The organism is Bradyrhizobium sp. AUGA SZCCT0105 (assembly GCF_018129565.1).
GTDB lineage: Bacteria > Pseudomonadota > Alphaproteobacteria > Rhizobiales > Xanthobacteraceae > Bradyrhizobium.
On the sequence record NZ_JAFCMK010000001.1, the window covers coordinates 331143 to 348116 of the forward strand.

Below are 16974 nucleotides of genomic sequence, written 5' to 3' on the forward strand. Positions count from 1 at the left end.
GCATGAGCGTCGCCGTCATCGGAGCCGGTCCCGCCGGCCTGATGGCGGCGGAAACGCTTGCGGCGGGCGGGGCGCACGTCACCGTCTATGACGCGATGCCGTCCGCCGGCCGCAAGTTCCTGATGGCCGGGCGCGGCGGGCTCAATCTTACCCACAGTGAGCCGTTGCCCGATTTTCTTGCGCGCTATCGCGAGGCGATGACGCACCTGAAGGCCGCGGTCGAGGCGTTTCCGCCGGACAGCTTGCGCGCCTGGAGCGAAGCGCTGGGGCAGCCGACCTTCGTCGGCAGCAGCGGCCGGGTGTTTCCCAAGGCATTCAAGGCATCACCTCTCTTGCGTGCCTGGCTGCGGCGGCTCGATGCCGCGGGCGTTGCGTTCGCATTCCGGCATCGCTGGATCGGTTGGGACGTGCGCGGCGGACTGCTGTTTGAGACGCCGGACGGCCCGCGCGCGGTCAACGCTGACGCAGCCGTGCTCGCGCTCGGCGGCGCGAGCTGGCCGCGGCTCGGCTCGGACGGTGCCTGGGCGGAGCTCCTCGCGGCGAAGGGCATTGCCGTGGCTCCGATGAAACCGGCCAATTCCGGCTTCACGGTCGCGTGGTCGAATGTCTTTCGTGACCGGTTTGAGGGCCAGCCGCTCAAAGGCGTCGCCCTCACGATCGGCCCGCACACCGTGCGCGGTGAGGCGATCGTCACCCGCACCGGCATCGAAGGCGGCGCGATCTACGCGCTGTCGGCGGAATTGCGCGAGGCGGTGCTCGCCAAGGGAACGGCGACGCTCAGCGTGGCGCTGCGGCCTGATGCTGCACATGACGAACTGATTGCACGCCTGTCGGCGCCGAAGGGCAAGCAGTCCTTCTCCAACTTCCTGCGCAAGGCCGCGCAGCTCTCGCCGGTCGGCATCGGGCTGTTGCAGGAGGCGGCCGCCGTCTCCGGCCGATCGCTGGCCGCGCGGCCGCCGGCTGGACTGGCCGGGCTGATCAATGCGGTGCCGATCGAGATATCGGGCGTGGCGCCGATCGCGCGCGCGATCTCGAGCGCCGGCGGGATCAGGTTCGACGAGCTCGACGCGCACTTCATGCTGCGTCGGCTGCCCGGCGTTTTCGCCGCCGGCGAGATGCTCGACTGGGAGGCGCCGACCGGCGGCTATCTGTTGCAGGCGTCGTTTGCGACGGGGGGCGCTGCGGGGAAGGGCGCGTTGCGATGGCTCGCGCAGAAATCGTAGGATGGGTAGAGCGAAGCGAAACCCATCGACTTCCTTCCGCGCGGAAGCATGATGGGTTTCGCTGCGCTCTACCCATCCTACGCGGTGCCACTCATTCCGATCCTGTCTTCGTCGCGATGTCGGTGATGAACCCGAGCACACCGAACGTGGCAGCCACCGCGCAGACCGCCGTCCATCCACCATAACTCCACGCCGCCGACGCAGCCGCCGCGCCAACCGCGCCGCCGATGAAGAACAACGCCACGAACAGGCCGTTGATCCGGCCGCGCGCCTCCGGCTGCAACAGATTGACGGCGCGGCGGCCGAGCGTCTGGTCGGTGGTGATGCCGAAATCGAGCAGCACGGCGCCGACGCCAAGCAGCGCGAGGGCCGTGATCCGCGATTCGGTCATGCCGGCGCAGGCGCACAGCGCGAGCGCACCGACGATGAGAAGGTGCGAGACGATCAGCAACGGCCGCGCGAAACCTCGGTCGCCCCAGCGTCCGGCGATCGGGGTTGCCGCTGCCCCGGCCACGCCAATCAGCGCGAACAGCGCGATCCCCTTGGCGTCGAGCTTGAACGGCGCATCCGGCAGCCGCAGCGCCACCGCGGCCCAGAATGCGGTGAACGATGCCATCACCAGCGCGGCGGTCCAGGACCGAACGCGCAGCACCGGCTCCTCGCGCAGCAATCTCGGAAATGAACGCAGCAGCCCACCGTAGCTGACCTTCGCCGCGGGCTGCAGCGTCGGCAGATAGCGCGCCAGCGCGCAACCGAGCACGGTCATCAGGACGGCCGAGGTGAGATAGTAGCCGCGCCAGTTCCAGCTGTCCGCGATCAAGCTCGCCATCGGCCGTGACAGCAGGATGCCGATCATCAGGCCGCTCATGACATCGCCGATCGCTTGTCCGCGGCGCTCCGGCGGTACCATCGAGGCGACCAGCGGCACCACCATCTGGATCGCGGCGCAGGAGGCGCCGAGGATGAAGGTGGCGGCCAACAAGATCAGCGGCGTCGGCGCCAGCGCGGTGCCGATCGCGGCCACGATGGCGCAGGCAAGTGTGCGCAGGATCAGCCGCTTGTTCTCGGCGAGATCGACCAGCGGCACCAGCAGCAACAGCCCGAGCGCGTAGCCGAGCAGGGTCAGCGTCGAGATCAGGCCGGCCTGCAGCGCGGTCATGTCGAGCGATCGGCTCATCAGGCCAACCAGGATCTGCGGCGCAAACAGATTGGTGACGACGGTGCCGGTCGTGATGGCGCCGATCCAGATCAGGGGACGCACGGAGACGGCGCGCGCCGGGGAGAGCTTGGTGGCTTCGGAAATCGTCATGGGACCTCGCGATGGAGTGGCGAGACCCCTTTAGGGGATCGGTGTAATATGCTACAATTCAAATAAGTTGATGAAGAATATGCGAGTTTGTTATGAACATCCACGACCTTGTGGCGTTCGTCGCCGTGGTGGAGACCGGATCGATCGTCGCGGCCTCAGCGCGGCTGAACCTGACCCAACCCGGCGTGACGCGGCGGATCCAGAATCTCGAGGAGATGCTGGGCGCGCAGCTGCTCGACCGGCTGTCGAAGCCGCTGAAGCCGACGGCGGCGGGGATCGAGGCCTATGAGCAGGGCCGCCGCGTGCTGCGCATGCTCGACGACCTCAAGTCAGGCGTCGCCAATGACGGCGTGGTGCGCGGCGAGTTCAGGCTCGGCCTGACGCCGTTCTTGTCGGAGGCGGGGCTCACCGGTCCGCTTGATGCGGTGCGCGGCGAATTCCCTGCGCTCGCGGTGCGCGTCGTCTCGGGCTGGTCGCCCAACCACATGGAGCGGGTCAGCCGCAACGAGCTCGATGCCGCCGCGATCTGCCTGCCCGACGGCACCCCGCCGCCCGAGGATCTCGCGGCCTCCGATCTCGGCGCACAGCCGGTGGTGTTCGTCGTCGCGCGCGAGATGAAGACGCCGGAATTCGTCGACCTCGAATGGCTGTCGCGGACCGGGTGGGTGATCAACCAGGACGGCTGCGGCTTCCGCCAGACGCTGAAGCGCCATTTCGACGCGGCGCATCTGCCGTTCACCATCGCGGTCGAGGCGCTCGACAGCGAATTACGCCTGTCGCTGGTGGCGCGCGGGCTCGGTATCGGCCTCGTCACGCCGGTGGCGTTGAAACGAAGCCCGATCCGCAGTCGGCTCAAGACCGTGAAGATCGCGGATTTCAATCCGGCGGTGCGCGCCTGGATCGTGCATCGCCCGCCCGCCGGCCGCCTGGCGCGGCCGATCGAGGTGTTTCGCGATGCGCTGGACCGCGAGCTGCAGGCGCTGATCCGCGGGTAGATTCGTAGGATGGGTAGAGCGAAGCGAAACCCATCGATTTCGATCCACGCGGAAGCATGATGGGTTTCGCTGCGCTCTACCCATCCTACGGATCACGGCTAACGCAGCTTGCCGCGCGCCGTCACCGGCAGCGCGCCGATGATCTCGTCGCCGCGCACCATCACGACCTCGTCCATCATGTTGACGACGACGCAGACGTGATTGGGCACGATCCGCACGACGTCGCCGACGTTGGGGCGGGTGTTGCTGCGGGAGAGGTCGAGGAAGCCGTGCTCCTCGGCAAAGCGTGCGATCTTGGCCTCGGGGTGTTCGAGGATCAGGCCGTGGCCTTCGAGGCCGCCGGTGTCCGAGGTCAGCGTCTTGGAGCCGGCATCGAGGATGCCGCGCTCGGGGCCGGCACGGCTCACCACGGTGGAATAGATATGCAGCGCGCAGTCATCCCAGGTGGCGACGCCGGCCGCGACCTGCATGCGGTCGTTGTAGATATAGGTGCCGAAGCGGTGCTCGGTGCCGCCCTTCAGTTTGCCGAGATTGGCGAGGTTCGGCGTGCCGCCGGTGGAGACGATGGTCGCATCGAGGCCGTGGGCGCGCACGCCGGCCAGCGCCTCGTCGTAGAATTTCTGCGCATCCGCCCAACCGGTCTCGGTCGGGTACAGCATGAAGCCGGCGAAGCTCAGGCCCTTCGAACCGGCGATCTCGCGCGCCAGCGCGATCGCCTCGGCCGGGGTCTCGACGCCGGCGCGCTTGCGCCCGGTGTCGCATTCGACCACGACCGAGAGCGGGCGGCCGGACGCGGCTGCCGCCTTCGGCAGATCGCCGACCACGACCGAATTGTCGGCCGCGACGGTGACGTTGGCCTTGCCCTGCAAGGCACCGAGCCGGGCCATCTTCTCGTCGCCGAGCAGATTGTAGCTGATCAGGATGTCGTCGATGCCGCTATCGGCCATGATCTCGGCCTCGCCGAGCTTCTGGCAGGTGATGCCCTTGGCGCCGGCCTTGATCTGCAGCTGTGCCAGCATCGGGTTCTTGTGGGTCTTGATGTGCGGCCGGTTGGCGACGCCGGCCGCATCGCAAGCGGCCTGGATGCGGGCGATGTTGCGCTCGACCCGGTCCATGTCGATCACGGCGCAGGGCGTGCCGTATTCCTTGGCGATCTTGGCGGCGAGGGGCGTGGTCATGCTTTTCTCTCTTCTGCCTCGTAGGATGGGTAGAGCGAAGCGAAACCCATCGAATTCCTTCGTTGCGTCATGATGGGTTTCGCTGCGCTCTACCCATCCTACGCATCATGCCTGTTCGATCTCTTCGCGGAGCACTTCGAGCTCGAGCCAGCGGTCTTCGGCGGTGGCGAGCTCGTCCTGCGCCTTGGCGATCGCGGCCGAGGCGGCGTCGAATGTCTTGCGATCCTTCGCATAGAGGTCGGGATCGTCGAGCAGCTTCTGCTGCTTTGCGATCTCGGCGTGCAGCCTGTCGATCGTCTTCGGCAGCGTCTCCAGCGCGTGCTTCTCGTTGAAGCTCAGCCGGCGCCTGGGTGCCGCTTCGGGTGCCGCGGCCCTGGCTTCCTTTTTCTCCTCGATCGCGGCGTCCGCCTTCACCGTCTCGCGCTTCACGTCGGCGCCGCGCTGCGCCAGCATGTCGGAGTAGCCGCCGGCATATTCGATCCAGCGTCCCTGGCCTTCGGGCACGATCACCGACGTCACCACGCGGTCGAGGAAGTCGCGGTCGTGGCTGATCAGGATCACCGTGCCGTCGTAATCGCCGAGCATGTCCTCGAGCACGTCGAGGGTTTCGAGATCGAGGTCGTTGGTCGGCTCGTCCAGGATCAACAGGTTCGACGGCTTGGCCAGCGCGCGCGCCAGCATCAGCCGGCCGCGCTCGCCGCCGGAAAGGGCTTCCAGCGGCGTGCCGCGCTGTTCCTGCGCGAACAGGAAATCCTTCATGTAGCCGATGACGTGCTTCGACTTGTCGCCGACCATGACGTGATCGCCGCGGCCACCGGTCAAAGCCTCGGCCAGCGTCAGCTTCGGATCGAGACTCTCGCGATGCTGGTCGAGCGTTGCCATCTCGATATTGGCCCCGAGCCGCACCGAACCGGAGTCGGGCGGATCGTTGCCGATCAGGAGATGCACCAATGTGGTCTTGCCGGCGCCGTTCGGGCCGACGATGCCGACGCGGTCGCCGCGCTGGATCCGGGTCGAGAAGGTATCGACGATCGTGCGCTCGCCATAGGCCTTGGTGATGGTCTTCGCCTCGATCACGAGGCGGCCGGATTTCTCGGCCTCGGCGGCGGCGAGCGTGGCATTGCCGGTGGCGCCGCGATAGTCGCGGCGCTGGTCGCGCAGCGCAAAGAGATTGCCGAGCCGCTTGACGTTGCGCTTGCGGCGGCCGGAGACGCCGTAGCGCAGCCAGTGCTCCTCGTTGACGATCTTGCGGTCGAGCTTGTGCTGCTCGCGCTCTTCCTCAGCGAGCACCTCGTCGCGCCACGCCTCGAACGCGCCGAAGCCGCGCTCGATCTGCCGGATCTGGCCGCGGTCGAGCCAGGCGGTGGTGCGCGACAGATTGGTCAGGAAGCGGCGGTCGTGGCTGATCAGGACCAGCGCGCAGCGCCGACTCTCCAATTCGCCTTCGAGCCATTCGATGGTCGGCAAATCGAGATGGTTGGTCGGCTCGTCCAGCAGCAGGATGTCGGGCGAGGGCGCCAGCACGCGTGCCAGCGCCGCGCGGCGCGCTTCGCCGCCGGAGACATGCGCGGGATCTTCCTCGCCGGTGAGGCCGAGCTGTTCAAGCAGATAGCGCGCCTGGTAGTGGTCGTCGCCGGGACCAAGGCCGGCCTCGACATAGGCCAGCGTCGTCTTGTGCTCGCCGAAATCCGGCTCCTGCGGCAGATAGCGGATGGTGGCGCCGGGCTGCACGAACCGGCTGCCGGAGTCAGGCTCGACCAGGCCGGCCGCGATGCGCAACAGCGTCGATTTGCCGGAGCCGTTGCGGCCGATCAGGCAGACGCGCTCGCCCGCGGAGACCGACAGCTCGACGCCGGAGAGCAGCGGCGTGCCGCCAAACGTCAGGCTGATGTCCTTGAGCTGGATGAGCGGTGGGGCCATCGCGCTAAACTCCGTTCGCCGGCGCCTGCTCGGCGCGGCGGCGCTGGATGCGGCGGATGGTCTGGTCGAGCATCGACAGGAAATTCGAGCGGTCGCGCGGCGAGTAGGATTTCGGCCCGCCGGTGATTTCGCCCGATGAGCGCAAATCGGTCATCAAATTGCGCACCGCGAGCGTCATGCCGATCGATTGTTCGGTGAACGGCTTGCCGTTCGGCGCGATCACATCGGCGCCGGCCTTGACGCAGCGACTCGCCAGCGGAATGTCCGCGGTGATCACGATGTCGCCCTCATGCGCGCGTTCCGCGATCCAGTCATCGGCGGCATCCATGCCGGAACCGGCGGCGATGCGCTCGATCAGGGGATACTGCGGCACGCGGATGAAATTGCCCGCGACCACGCTGACGGGCACGCCGAGCCGGATCGCGACGCGATAGATTTCGTCCTTCACCGGGCACGCGTCGGCGTCGACATAGATGCGGGGTTGGGCAGGGGTTTCAGTCATCGATTCAGTGGTTGGCAGGCGCGGCCTGCGTGTACTCCATGGTGCGGAAAATTGCGAGCAAAACGAGAGGCTTGCCATGCCTCTTTGTTCGACTACCATTGTCACCAGAAAAGCAACGGAAATAAGGGAAAACCCCATGCCTTCAGGCGCCACGCCTTCGCAGACCTACCGCGTCTCGGCCTACAACACCTCAAAGCTCTCGGAGAACAAGATCCACGACGACACGGTGGCGCGGAAGTTCGGCTTTTCCGGTGGACTCGTCCCCGGCGTCGATGTGATGGCCTACATGATGCACCTGCCGGTCGAGAAGTGGGGCCGCGATTTCCTGGAACGTGGCCTGATCGAGGCCCGCTTCGTGAAGCCGGTCTATGACGGCGAGATCGCCGAATTGACCGGCCGGGAGACCGGCAATGGGCTCACGATCGAGCTCACCAGCCGCGGCGAGCTCTGCGCCACCGGCACCGCGTCGCTGCCGGCCTCTGCGCCGAAGTTTGTGCTCGACGATTACAAGCAGGTTGCGGCCGTCGCCGAGCGCAAGCCGGTCAGCGCGTTGTCCTATGAAGAGGGCAAGTGGCTCGGCACCATCCCGCGCGACTGGTCCGGCGATGCCGCCAAGGAATATCTCGCCGATATCCGCGAGACCGACCCGATCTACTTGCGCGAAGGTCTCGGCCATCCCGGCCTGCTGCCGCGGGTGATGAACAAGGTCCTGGTCGACAATGCGATCCTCGGGCCCTGGATCCATGTCGGCACCCGGATGCAGCTGTTGTCGGCGGGCAAGATCGGCGACGAGTTGACCGCGCGCGCCAAGGTGACCGGCAATTACGACAAGAAGGGCCACCGCTTCGTCGAGCTCGACGCGCTGGTGCTCGGCAACGGCGTGCCGCTCGCGCATTGCCACCACATCGCCATCACCCAGCCGCGCGAGCAGGCCGCGGCGTAGGGGGCTCCGTCATTGCCGGGCTTGACCCGGCAATCCATCGCCTTTGCAAGAGTCGTTTCAAGTCGATGGATGCCCGGGTCAAGCCTGGGCATGACGAATGTGAGGTGGGCTGAGCTCTCGCATCGCCTACAACTGTCATCCCCCGCGCATGCGGGGGATCCAGTACGCCGGGCCTTTCGGCTCAAGCACAATCGTCTCTGGGATACTGGATCGCCCGCCTTCGCGGGCGATGACAGCGGTGTTGGCGGCGACAGCGTTGTTTGTGGCGACGGCGCCTGCTTCAAGCCGCCGCCTTCGCCTTGGCGTCCTGGATCGCGCGCCAGACGCGTTCGGGCGTCAGCGGCATGTTGATGTGCTTGATGCCGTACTCCGACAGCGCGTCCACCACCGCATTGACGATACAGACGAGGCTGCCGGCGCAGCCGGCTTCGCCGCAGCCCTTGGTGCCGAGCGGGTTGGACTTCGCCGGCGAGGGATGATCGCCGACCAGCATCGACGGCACGTCGCCGGCGCGCGGCAGCGCGTAGTCCATGAACGAGCCGGTGATCGGCTGGCCCGAGCCGTCGTAGCTCACTTCCTCCATCAGCGCCTGGCCGATGCCCTGCGCCACGCCGCCATGCAACTGGCCGGCGACGATCATCGGATTGACCACGGTGCCGAAATCGTTGACCGCCGAGTAGCGCACGATCCGCGTCACGCCGGTGTCGGGATCGATCTCGACCTCGGCGACGTGACAGCCGTTCGGGAAGGTCGACGCCGTCTCCTTGGTGGCGTGATCGACGTCGAGCGTCTCAGGCGTGCCCTCCGGCATCTTGCTGTCGCGCATCCGCTCGGCGAGCTCCATGATGCCGATCGAGCGGTCGGTGCCGGCGATGGTGAAGCGGCCCTGGCCGAATTCGATGTCGGCCTCGGAGGCCTCCAGCATGTGCGCGGCGGCCTTCTTGCCCTTCTCGACCACCAGCGCGGAAGCCTCGACGATCGCCTGTCCGGTCGCGGTGATCGAGCGCGAGCCGCCGGTGCCGTTGCCGAAGCGCACGAGATCGCTGTCGCCCTGTTCAAGCGTGATCTTCTCGAAGGGAACGCCGAGCTGGTCGGACAACACCTGCGCGAACGGCGTGGCGTGGCCCTGGCCGTAATCCAGCGTGCCGGTGGTGAGCTTCACCGAGCCGTCGGGCTCGAAGGTGATCTTGCCGAGTTCGCCAGACGGCGGCGCGGTGACCTCGAGATAGGAGCCGACGGCGATGCCGCGCAGCTTGCCGCTCTTTTTGCTCTCCTTCTTGCGCTTGGCGAAGTTCTCGTAGTCGGATATCTCCAGCGCCTTCTGGAACACGCCGGCGAAATCGCCGCTGTCATAGGTGACGCCGGAGGCGGCCGGGAACGGCAGCTGCGACGGCTTGATGAAGTTGCGCTTGCGCAGCGTGAAGCGGTTGATGCCCATCTCGTCGGCGGCGGCGTCGATCAGCCGCTCCATGTAGTAATTGGCCTCGGGCCGGCCGGCGCCGCGATAGGCGCCCATCAGCGTGGTGTTGGTCACGACCGTCTTGATGTCGACGCCGAGCAGCGGCGTGCGATAGACGCTGGCGAGGTTCTTGCCGGTGTTGAGCGACAGCGGGCCCGGCGCGACGCCGGTGATGTAGGCGCCGAGATTGCCGTAGCCGGAGAGCCGCACCGCGAGGAACGTGCCGTCGGCATCGAGCGCGAGCTCGGCATGGATCAGCTGCGCGCGGCCTTGGCTGTCGGACAGGAAGCTGGTCGAGCGCTCATCCAGCCACTTCACCGGGCGGCCGAGCTCGCGCGCCGCATGCGCGATGCAGGTGTATTCGGGGTAGTTGAGGTTCTTCATCCCGAACGAGCCGCCGACATTGCCGGTGAGGATGCGGACCTTGTCGGCGGGCACGTTGAGCAGGCGCGCCAGGATCGCCTTGTTGCCGGAGACGCCCTGGGTCGGCACCTGCAGCGTGAAGCGCTCGGTCTTCTTGTCGTAATGCGCGAGCGCGACGCGCGGCTCCATCGAGACCACGGCGACACGGGTGTTGACGATGTCGAGTTTTGTGACGTGCGCGGCGGCGGCGAACGCCGCCTCGATCCTGGCGGTGTCGCCATAATGATAGTCGAGCGCGACGTTATCGGGGATGTTGTCATAGAGCTGCGGCGCGCCCGGCTTGGTCGCTTCGGCCGCGTCCGTCACCGCGGGCAGCGGCTCGATGTCGAGCTCGACGGCCTCAGCCGCATCGCGAGCCTGCGCTGCGGTTTCCGCGACCACGAAGGCGACGGGATCGCCGACGAAGCGCACCTTGTCGGTCACGAGCGCCGGGCGGTTGGTCTGCTTGAGCGGCGAACCGTCGCGGTTCTTCAGCGGCAGGCCGCAGGTGAAGGGGTTGTAGCCCGCGGCCGCAAGGTCCGCGCCGGTCCAGACGCCGAGCACGCCCGGCATCGCCTTGGCGGCTTCCGTATCGATCCCCTTGATGATGCCGTGGGCGTGGGAGGAGCGGACCATCCAGCAGGTGGCCTGGCCGGGAAGGGAGAAATCGTCGGTGTATTTGCCCTTGCCGCGCACCAGGGTGTCGTCCTCCTTTCGTCGAACAGGCTGTCCGACACCGTATTTTTGCAGTGCGATAGCGTTTTCGAGGGAGGCGGGCGGCGTATGATCTTGCATCGAAAATGACCTGAAATGCCCGGATTTGCTGGAGTTTGGGGGCGCAGACGAGATAACGCACGCCCCCCTTAACGACAACGCCCGATTGGGCATGGACCCAATGTGAACGGAGTTTGCGTAGGGCTTTGACGCTGCTAAAGTTTCCGTGAACGGACAATTATTCGGCGGGCCCATGGATTGCCCTTGGGGTCCTGCGGAAAGACAGTGTTTTGATGAATGACTATGTGCGGCTTTGTGACGGCCCTCCGGCCGGCGAAGCCCCGTCAGGGCTGATTGCGGCGGCCGCGGAAAGCGGCGTCTACGCCGCGCTCGACCTCGGCACCAACAATTGCCGGCTGTTGATCGCCTGTCCCACCGGCGACGGGTTCCGCGTTGTCGACTCGTTCTCGCGGATCATCCGGCTTGGCGAGGGCATCGCCGCGACCGGCTCGATCAGCGAGGCCGCGATCGAGCGGGCGATTGCAGCGCTCGCCATTTGCAGCGACAAGATCCGCTATCGCAAGGCCCGCCGGCTGCGGCTGATCGCCACCGAGGCTTGCCGCGCCGCCGGCAATGCCGAAAGCTTTCGCGCGCGCGTCGCAGCCGAGACCGGCATCGAGCTCGAGGTGATCGATCGCGAGACCGAGGCAACGCTCGCCGTGATCGGCTGCTCGCCGCTGCTCGACCCGAAGGGGCGCGGCGCCATCCTGTTCGACATCGGCGGCGGCTCGACCGAGCTGGTGCGGATCGAGCGCGATCCCGGCAAGCCCGATGCGCCGCCGCGCATCAAGGCGTGGATGTCGATCCCGCTCGGCGTCGTGACGCTCGCCGAACATTTCGGCGGCAAGAACGTCACCAGGGACATGTATGCGCGGATGATCGATGAGGTCGCCCGCCACGTCGCGCCGTTCGCGGCCGAGCACGGCAAGGATCTGCGCGACATGCACATGCTCGGCACCTCGGGCACCGTGACCACGCTCGCCGGCGTGTTCCTCAATCTGTCGCGCTACGATCGCCGCCGTATCGACGGCATCTGGATGAACGATGGCGACGTCACCGCGACGATCCAGAAGCTGCTCGGCATGAGCTATGAGGCGCGCGTCAACAACAACTGCATCAGCGTCGAGCGGGCCGACCTCGTGCTGGCCGGCTGCGCGATCCTCGACGCGATCCGCAACGCGTTCCCGATGCCGCGGCTCCGCGTCGCCGATCGCGGCCTGCGCGAGGGCATGCTGGTCGAGATGATGCGCGAGGACGGCGCGCTGCGGGCGTGCTAGAGCTGCCTTAGCCTCGCCCCGCTTGCGGGGAGAGGCCGGATTGCATGTCAATGCAATCCGGGTGAGGGGGACTCTCCACGGGCGCATCTCTCATCCTCATTGCGGAAGCGGCCCCTCACCCCAGCCCTCTCCCCGCAAGAGCGGGGCGAGGGAGTAGAGAAGCAATATGGCGAAAGACACCACCGGGCGGCTGCACGTCACGGTCAAGAGCGGCGGCAAGCGAAAGCTGTCGTCAAAACTCTGGCTCGAGCGCCAGCTCAACGATCCCTATGTCGCCAAGGCCAAGGCGATGGGCTACCGCTCGCGCGCGGCGTTCAAGCTGCTCGAGATCGACGACAAATACCGCCTGCTCAAGCCGGGTATGACGGTCGTCGACCTCGGCGCTGCGCCCGGCGGCTGGAGCCAGATCGCGGCCAAGCGTACCGGTGCCGCCGACGGCAAGGGCAAGGTAGTCGCGATCGATCTGCTCGAGATGGGCGAGATCCCCGGAGTGACGTTCGCGCAGCTCGACTTCCTCGACCGTGACGCGCCGGACGAGCTGATCGCGATGATGGGCGGCCGCGCCGATTTCGTGATGTCCGACATGGCTGCCAACACCACGGGCCATCGCAAGACCGATCAGCTACGCATCATCGGCCTGGTCGAGACCGCCGCGCATTTTGCCGGAGAGGTGCTCAATCCCGGCGGCACGTTCCTGGCAAAAGTGTTCCAGAGCGGCGCCGACGCCGAGCTGGTGGTGCAGTTGAAGCGCGATTTCGCCAGCGTGCGTCACGTCAAGCCGTCCGCCAGCCGGCAGGATTCGTCCGAGCGCTATGTGCTGGCGACGGGGTTTCGTGGACAGCAGCAGCCGTCATCGTAGAGATTGTCATTGACGGAGGGAGACCGGACTCACCCCAGCCGCTGATCTCGCGCGCGGCACGACATTTCAGTGCGACCGGTTGGAACCTTGGCGCCTGGCCGGAGTCAACTCCATTGCTCCCGGCCAATGCCCCCCCAAGCCCACCGGGAGAAAACCCCCACCGGGTTGGCGGCCTTGGTGCAGCGTCGGGTTTCGCGCACTGGGGCCGTTTCTTCCCGGACTGGAAAATCGGGGAGCGCAGGCGCATATCTCTCATATGGCGACCATTGTTCAATGCAATTGCGGCGCTGAGTACAGACGCACTGAAGAGAAGTTCTTGGTGCCGCATACAGGTGACGCGATCTGCACGGTCTGCGGAGCTGCGCTGGAATCGTGGCTGGAAGCGACCCACGTTCCCACATACGAACTTATTGAACGTCCGGATCGAGGACAGCCAGCCGGGATGACTGGCCACCCCTGAGGGCCTGGCCGTGACCGGACGGCGGCTTGCAGTGTCCGTGCTTCGGAAACGGCTCGTTCGATCAACTAGCCGAGCCGTTGATCGCGCGCGTTCTGGGTGTCCTCGGTCGCTGCCTTGACGGCGTCAGCCGCGGCGCGCTTTTCGGCGCCCTTGCGGCTCGAGATGTCGATCGCCTTGCGGCCGGCGATTTCGTTGCCGGCGTCAACCGGCATTTGCCAGAAGAACCAGGCGGAGGCTGCCGAGATCAGCGACACCACGATGAACGCCGGTCCAAACACATCGGCTGACAGTTCGGCCTGGTGATGCAGCGCCAGTGTGGTTTCGACCGAGAACGCGCCGACGGCGACGCCCGCGGACACCGCGAGCTGCTGGTTGACGCTGACGAGGGTGGTGGCGCGGCTCATCTGCGGCGCCTCGACCTCGGCATAGGCCACGGTGTTGATCGCGGTGAATTGCAGCGAGCGGAAGAAGCCGCCGACCACCAGGATGGTGAAGATCAGCATCAGCGGCGTCGAGATCGTGAACAGGGCGCAGGCGGCGAGGAAGGCCGAACTGACCACCGCGTTGACGGTCATCATGTTGCGGAATCCGAAGGCCTTGATGATGCGCGCCGCCAGGGTCTTCATGCCCATGGCCCCGACCGCGGAGGCAAAGGTGACGAGACCGGATTGGAACGGCGACAGGCCGAAGCCGACCTGCATCAGCAGCGGCAGCAGGAACGGCAGCGCGCCGATGCCGAGCCGGAACATGAAGCCGCCGACGATCGACGCCCGCATGGTCGGCAGCCGCAGCAAGCCGAAATCGAGCACCGGCGATCCGGTGCGCCGCGCGTGCAGGATGTAAAGCGTCATCGACACCGTGCCGACCCCGACCAGGGCGGCGACGATCGGCCACGGCAACAGATTGAGGCCCGCGACCGACAGCCCGAAGGCGATGCCGGCGAGGCCGATGCCGGCCAGCACCAGTCCCACCAGATCGAAGCGTTCGGGATCCTCGCTCTTGATCGGGTCGATATATTTCAACGCCAGGAAGATGCCGAGCAGCCCGATCGGGATGTTGATCAGGAAGATCCAGTGCCAGGAGAAATAGGTGGTGATGAAGCCGCCGAGCGGCGGCCCGATCACCGGACCGATCAGCGCCGGCACCGTCACCCAGGCCATCGCGTTGACCAGCGCGCTCTTGTCGACCGAGCGCAGCAGCACCAGCCGCCCGACCGGGGTCATCATCGCGCCGCCGAGGCCCTGCAGGATGCGGGCGAACACGAAATCGGTCACCGAGGAGGACAGCGCGCAGCCGATCGAGCCCAGCATGAACACGGCGACGGCGCCGGCAAACACGATGCGGGCGCCGAAGCGGTCCGCGGTCCAGCCGCTGGCCGGGATGAACACCGCGAGCGACAGCAGATAGGACGTGATCGCAAGCTTCAGCGTCAGGGGGCTGGTGCCGATATCGGCGGCGATCGCCGGCAGCGAGGTCGCGATCACCGTGGAATCCATGTTTTCCATGAAAAGCGCGGTGGCGACGATGAGCGGGATCAGGCGTTGCTTGTTCATCAAAATGGGACAGCTTTGCTGAAAAAGGCGAGCGAGGGGGCCATATCATCCTGCCCCCGACCACGCTATTGCGGAACCGGGCAAACGCCCTAAATCCTGCGTGACGCTGCTATGCATCCGCCAGCGCCCGAGGTGTGCGCCGTGATCTACGTCCTTGCCGCTCTGCTGCCGCCGATCGGGCTGCTCCTGAACGGACAGCCGTTTTCGGCGATCTTCAATCTGGTCCTGATCGTGTTTTGCGCGATTTTCGGGCTGTTTTTCCACGTCTTGCTGCTGGTACCGTCGGCTCATGCGGTGATCGCGGTCCACATGAAGCGCGAGGACCGGCGCCACCGCGAGGTGGTCGAGGCGATCCGCCGGCACGGGCCGCCGCAGGGATATCGCTAAGCGGGCTACAGTGCCCTGAACCGGCCCGTAAAAAGCCTGTGCATGGCTGGCAAACACTTTGATTCGTCATGCCGCCATGCTATCGACCAGCGTCAACCCCACCGATGGGCGCCGATTCGACGGTGACGCAGCGAGCGTCGCCGCAGGTAGCGTTCATCCGTAAGACCCTCGCGGCTGAGGCCGCAGATAAGGAGTTGGCAATGGCCACGGGATTTCAGGCTATCCGCGAAGCCTACACGTTCGACGATGTGCTTCTGAAGCCCGGTCTGTCCGACGTTCTCCCCTCGGAAGTCGACATTCGCTCGCGCGTCACCCGCGCGATCCAGCTCAACATCCCGATCATGGCGTCCGCGATGGACACCGTCACCGAGGCGCGGATGGCGATTGCGATGGCGCAGGCCGGCGGCCTCGGCGTCATCCACCGCAATTTCGACCCCGAAGGCCAGGCTGCCCAGGTGCGGCAGGTCAAGAAATTCGAATCCGGCATGGTGGTCAATCCGCTCACCATCGGTCCCGAGGCCACGCTGTCGGACGCGCTGACGCTGATGAAGGATCACGGCATCTCCGGCATCCCGGTCGTGACCGGTGCGGGCAAGAACGTGCCGGGCAAGCTGGTCGGCATTCTGACCAACCGCGACGTGCGCTTCGCAACCGATCCGCGGCAAAAGGTTTCGGAGCTGATGACGCACGAGAACCTCGTCACGGTGCGCGAGGGTGTCAGCCAGGACGAGGCGAAGCGGATGCTGCACCAGCATCGCATCGAAAAGCTGGTCGTGGTCGACGACCAGTATCGCTGCGTCGGCCTGATCACCGTCAAGGACATGGAAAAGGCGGTCGCCCATCCGCTGGCCTGCAAGGACGCGCAAGGCCGGCTGCGTGTCGCCGCCGCCACCACGGTCGGCGAGACTGGCTATGAGCGCACCGAGCGGCTGATCGATGCCGGCGTCGACGTCGTCGTGGTCGACACCGCGCATGGTCACTCGCGGCATGTGCTCAATGCCGTCAACCGTATCAAGCGGCTCTCCAACGCCGTGCAGGTCGTGGCAGGCAACGTCGCGACCGAGGGCGGGGCGCAGGCGCTGATCGATGCAGGCGCCGACTGCATCAAGGTCGGCATCGGCCCGGGCTCAATCTGCACCACGCGCATCGTCGCCGGCGTCGGCGTGCCGCAGCTCACCGCGATCATGGATGCGGTGGCGGCGGCGAAGAAGGCCGACGTGCCCGTGATCGCCGACGGCGGCATCAAATATTCCGGCGACCTCGCCAAGGCGCTGGCCGCCGGCGCCGACATCGCGATGGTCGGCTCGCTGCTCGCCGGCACCGACGAGACACCCGGCGAAGTGTTCCTGTGGCAGGGCCGCTCCTACAAGGCCTATCGCGGCATGGGCTCGGTCGGCGCGATGGCGCGCGGCTCGGCCGACCGCTACTTCCAGCAGGACATCAAGGACACGCTGAAGCTCGTGCCCGAAGGCATCGAGGGCCAGGTGCCCTACAAAGGCCCGGTCGGCAACGTGATGCACCAGCTCGCCGGCGGCCTGCGCGCGGCGATGGGTTATGTTGGTGCGAAGGACATCAAGGACTTCCACGACAAGGCCGAGTTCGTCCGCATCACCGGCGCCGGCCTGCGCGAGAGCCACGTCCACGACGTGACCATCACGCGCGAAGCTCCGAACTATCCGGGCGGGGTGTAAGCACCTCGTTCGTCATTCCGGGTCGGTCCACGGGACCGATCC

13 protein-coding genes are annotated in these 16974 nt (G+C 66.4%); 7 read left to right on the forward strand and 6 right to left on the reverse strand.

From position 1 onward, the window contains the following. The first annotated feature begins 2 nt into the window (after positions 1-2). On the forward strand, positions 3-1223 hold the full coding sequence (locus JQ573_RS01435) for a TIGR03862 family flavoprotein (protein WP_212317973.1): 1221 nt from the start codon (positions 3-5) through the stop codon (positions 1221-1223). Between the two features lie 91 nt (positions 1224-1314). Here the strand turns inward: JQ573_RS01435 and JQ573_RS01440 are convergent, their stop codons facing one another. After that, the gene (locus JQ573_RS01440) at positions 1315-2532 is read right to left on the reverse strand and encodes an MFS transporter (RefSeq protein WP_212317971.1); all 1218 of its coding nucleotides are present in this window, start codon (positions 2530-2532) and stop codon (positions 1315-1317) included. 92 nt (positions 2533-2624) lie between these two features. Between JQ573_RS01440 and JQ573_RS01445 the strand changes: the two genes are divergently transcribed. Beyond that, positions 2625-3527, forward strand: a complete 903-nt coding sequence (locus JQ573_RS01445) for a LysR family transcriptional regulator (protein ID WP_212317969.1) — start codon at positions 2625-2627, stop codon at positions 3525-3527. Positions 3528-3625: 98 nt separating this feature from the next. Here JQ573_RS01445 and JQ573_RS01450 read toward each other — a convergent pair whose 3' ends face one another. The 3 genes from JQ573_RS01450 to JQ573_RS01460 all read right to left on the reverse strand — a co-directional run bounded on the left by JQ573_RS01450 (position 3626) and on the right by JQ573_RS01460 (position 7127). Continuing rightward, entirely contained in the window at positions 3626-4705 is a 1080-nt protein-coding gene (locus JQ573_RS01450) for a D-TA family PLP-dependent enzyme (protein WP_212317967.1), read from the reverse strand. Between the two features lie 105 nt (positions 4706-4810). Next, positions 4811-6625: an ABC-F family ATP-binding cassette domain-containing protein gene (locus tag JQ573_RS01455; protein ID WP_212317965.1), complete on the reverse strand. Its 1815-nt coding sequence runs from the start codon at positions 6623-6625 to the stop codon at positions 4811-4813. 4 nt (positions 6626-6629) lie between these two features. Then, positions 6630-7127, reverse strand: a complete 498-nt coding sequence (locus tag JQ573_RS01460; RefSeq protein ID WP_212317963.1) for a YaiI/YqxD family protein — start codon at positions 7125-7127, stop codon at positions 6630-6632. A 136-nt stretch (positions 7128-7263) separates the two neighbouring features. Here JQ573_RS01460 and JQ573_RS01465 point away from each other — a divergent pair, with 136 nt between their 5' ends. Continuing rightward, positions 7264-8070 (forward strand): hypothetical protein, encoded by an 807-nt coding sequence (locus JQ573_RS01465; protein ID WP_212317961.1) that lies wholly within the window; start codon positions 7264-7266, stop codon positions 8068-8070. 280 nt (positions 8071-8350) lie between these two features. On the opposite strand, the gene JQ573_RS01470 is transcribed toward JQ573_RS01465, so the two are convergent. Continuing rightward, positions 8351-10726 carry a xanthine dehydrogenase family protein molybdopterin-binding subunit gene (locus tag JQ573_RS01470; protein WP_212317959.1) on the reverse strand — a complete coding sequence of 792 codons (2376 nt, stop codon included), beginning with the start codon at positions 10724-10726 and terminating at the stop codon, positions 8351-8353. Positions 10727-10938: 212 nt separating this feature from the next. On the opposite strand from JQ573_RS01470, the gene JQ573_RS01475 reads away from it, so the two are divergent. Beyond that, on the forward strand, positions 10939-11982 hold the full coding sequence (locus JQ573_RS01475) for a Ppx/GppA phosphatase family protein (RefSeq protein ID WP_212317958.1): 1044 nt from the start codon (positions 10939-10941) through the stop codon (positions 11980-11982). Between the two features lie 166 nt (positions 11983-12148). After that, a complete protein-coding gene (locus tag JQ573_RS01480; RefSeq protein WP_212317956.1) occupies positions 12149-12841 on the forward strand; it encodes an RlmE family RNA methyltransferase in 693 nt (230 codons plus the stop codon). 525 nt (positions 12842-13366) lie between these two features. Here JQ573_RS01480 and JQ573_RS01485 read toward each other — a convergent pair. Then, positions 13367-14854 (reverse strand): DHA2 family efflux MFS transporter permease subunit, encoded by a 1488-nt coding sequence (locus JQ573_RS01485; RefSeq protein ID WP_212317954.1) that lies wholly within the window; start codon positions 14852-14854, stop codon positions 13367-13369. A gap of 141 nt (positions 14855-14995) precedes the next feature. Between JQ573_RS01485 and JQ573_RS01490 the strand changes: the two genes are divergently transcribed. Then, on the forward strand, positions 14996-15241 hold the full coding sequence (locus tag JQ573_RS01490) for a hypothetical protein (protein WP_092125564.1): 246 nt from the start codon (positions 14996-14998) through the stop codon (positions 15239-15241). 200 nt (positions 15242-15441) lie between these two features. Then, entirely contained in the window at positions 15442-16932 is a 1491-nt protein-coding gene (guaB, locus tag JQ573_RS01495; RefSeq protein WP_212317952.1) for an IMP dehydrogenase, read from the forward strand. Positions 16933-16974: the final 42 nt, after the last annotated feature.

Excerpts from the sequence above, each read along its gene's own strand:
- JQ573_RS01435 (WP_212317973.1), top strand. The coding sequence starts at position 3 with ATGAGCGTCGCCGTCATCGGAGCCGGTCCCGCCGGCCTGATGGCGGCG.
- JQ573_RS01440 (WP_212317971.1), bottom strand. The coding sequence starts at position 2,532 with ATGACGATTTCCGAAGCCACCAAGCTCTCCCCGGCGCGCGCCGTCTCC.
- JQ573_RS01445 (WP_212317969.1), top strand. The coding sequence starts at position 2,625 with ATGAACATCCACGACCTTGTGGCGTTCGTCGCCGTGGTGGAGACCGGA.
- JQ573_RS01450 (WP_212317967.1), bottom strand. The coding sequence starts at position 4,705 with ATGACCACGCCCCTCGCCGCCAAGATCGCCAAGGAATACGGCACGCCC.
- JQ573_RS01455 (WP_212317965.1), bottom strand. The coding sequence starts at position 6,625 with ATGGCCCCACCGCTCATCCAGCTCAAGGACATCAGCCTGACGTTTGGC.
- JQ573_RS01460 (WP_212317963.1), bottom strand. The coding sequence starts at position 7,127 with ATGACTGAAACCCCTGCCCAACCCCGCATCTATGTCGACGCCGACGCG.
- JQ573_RS01465 (WP_212317961.1), top strand. The coding sequence starts at position 7,264 with ATGCCTTCAGGCGCCACGCCTTCGCAGACCTACCGCGTCTCGGCCTAC.
- JQ573_RS01470 (WP_212317959.1), bottom strand. The coding sequence starts at position 10,726 with ATGCAAGATCATACGCCGCCCGCCTCCCTCGAAAACGCTATCGCACTG.
- JQ573_RS01475 (WP_212317958.1), top strand. The coding sequence starts at position 10,939 with ATGAATGACTATGTGCGGCTTTGTGACGGCCCTCCGGCCGGCGAAGCC.
- JQ573_RS01480 (WP_212317956.1), top strand. The coding sequence starts at position 12,149 with ATGGCGAAAGACACCACCGGGCGGCTGCACGTCACGGTCAAGAGCGGC.
- JQ573_RS01485 (WP_212317954.1), bottom strand. The coding sequence starts at position 14,854 with ATGAACAAGCAACGCCTGATCCCGCTCATCGTCGCCACCGCGCTTTTC.
- guaB (WP_212317952.1), top strand. The coding sequence starts at position 15,442 with ATGGCCACGGGATTTCAGGCTATCCGCGAAGCCTACACGTTCGACGAT.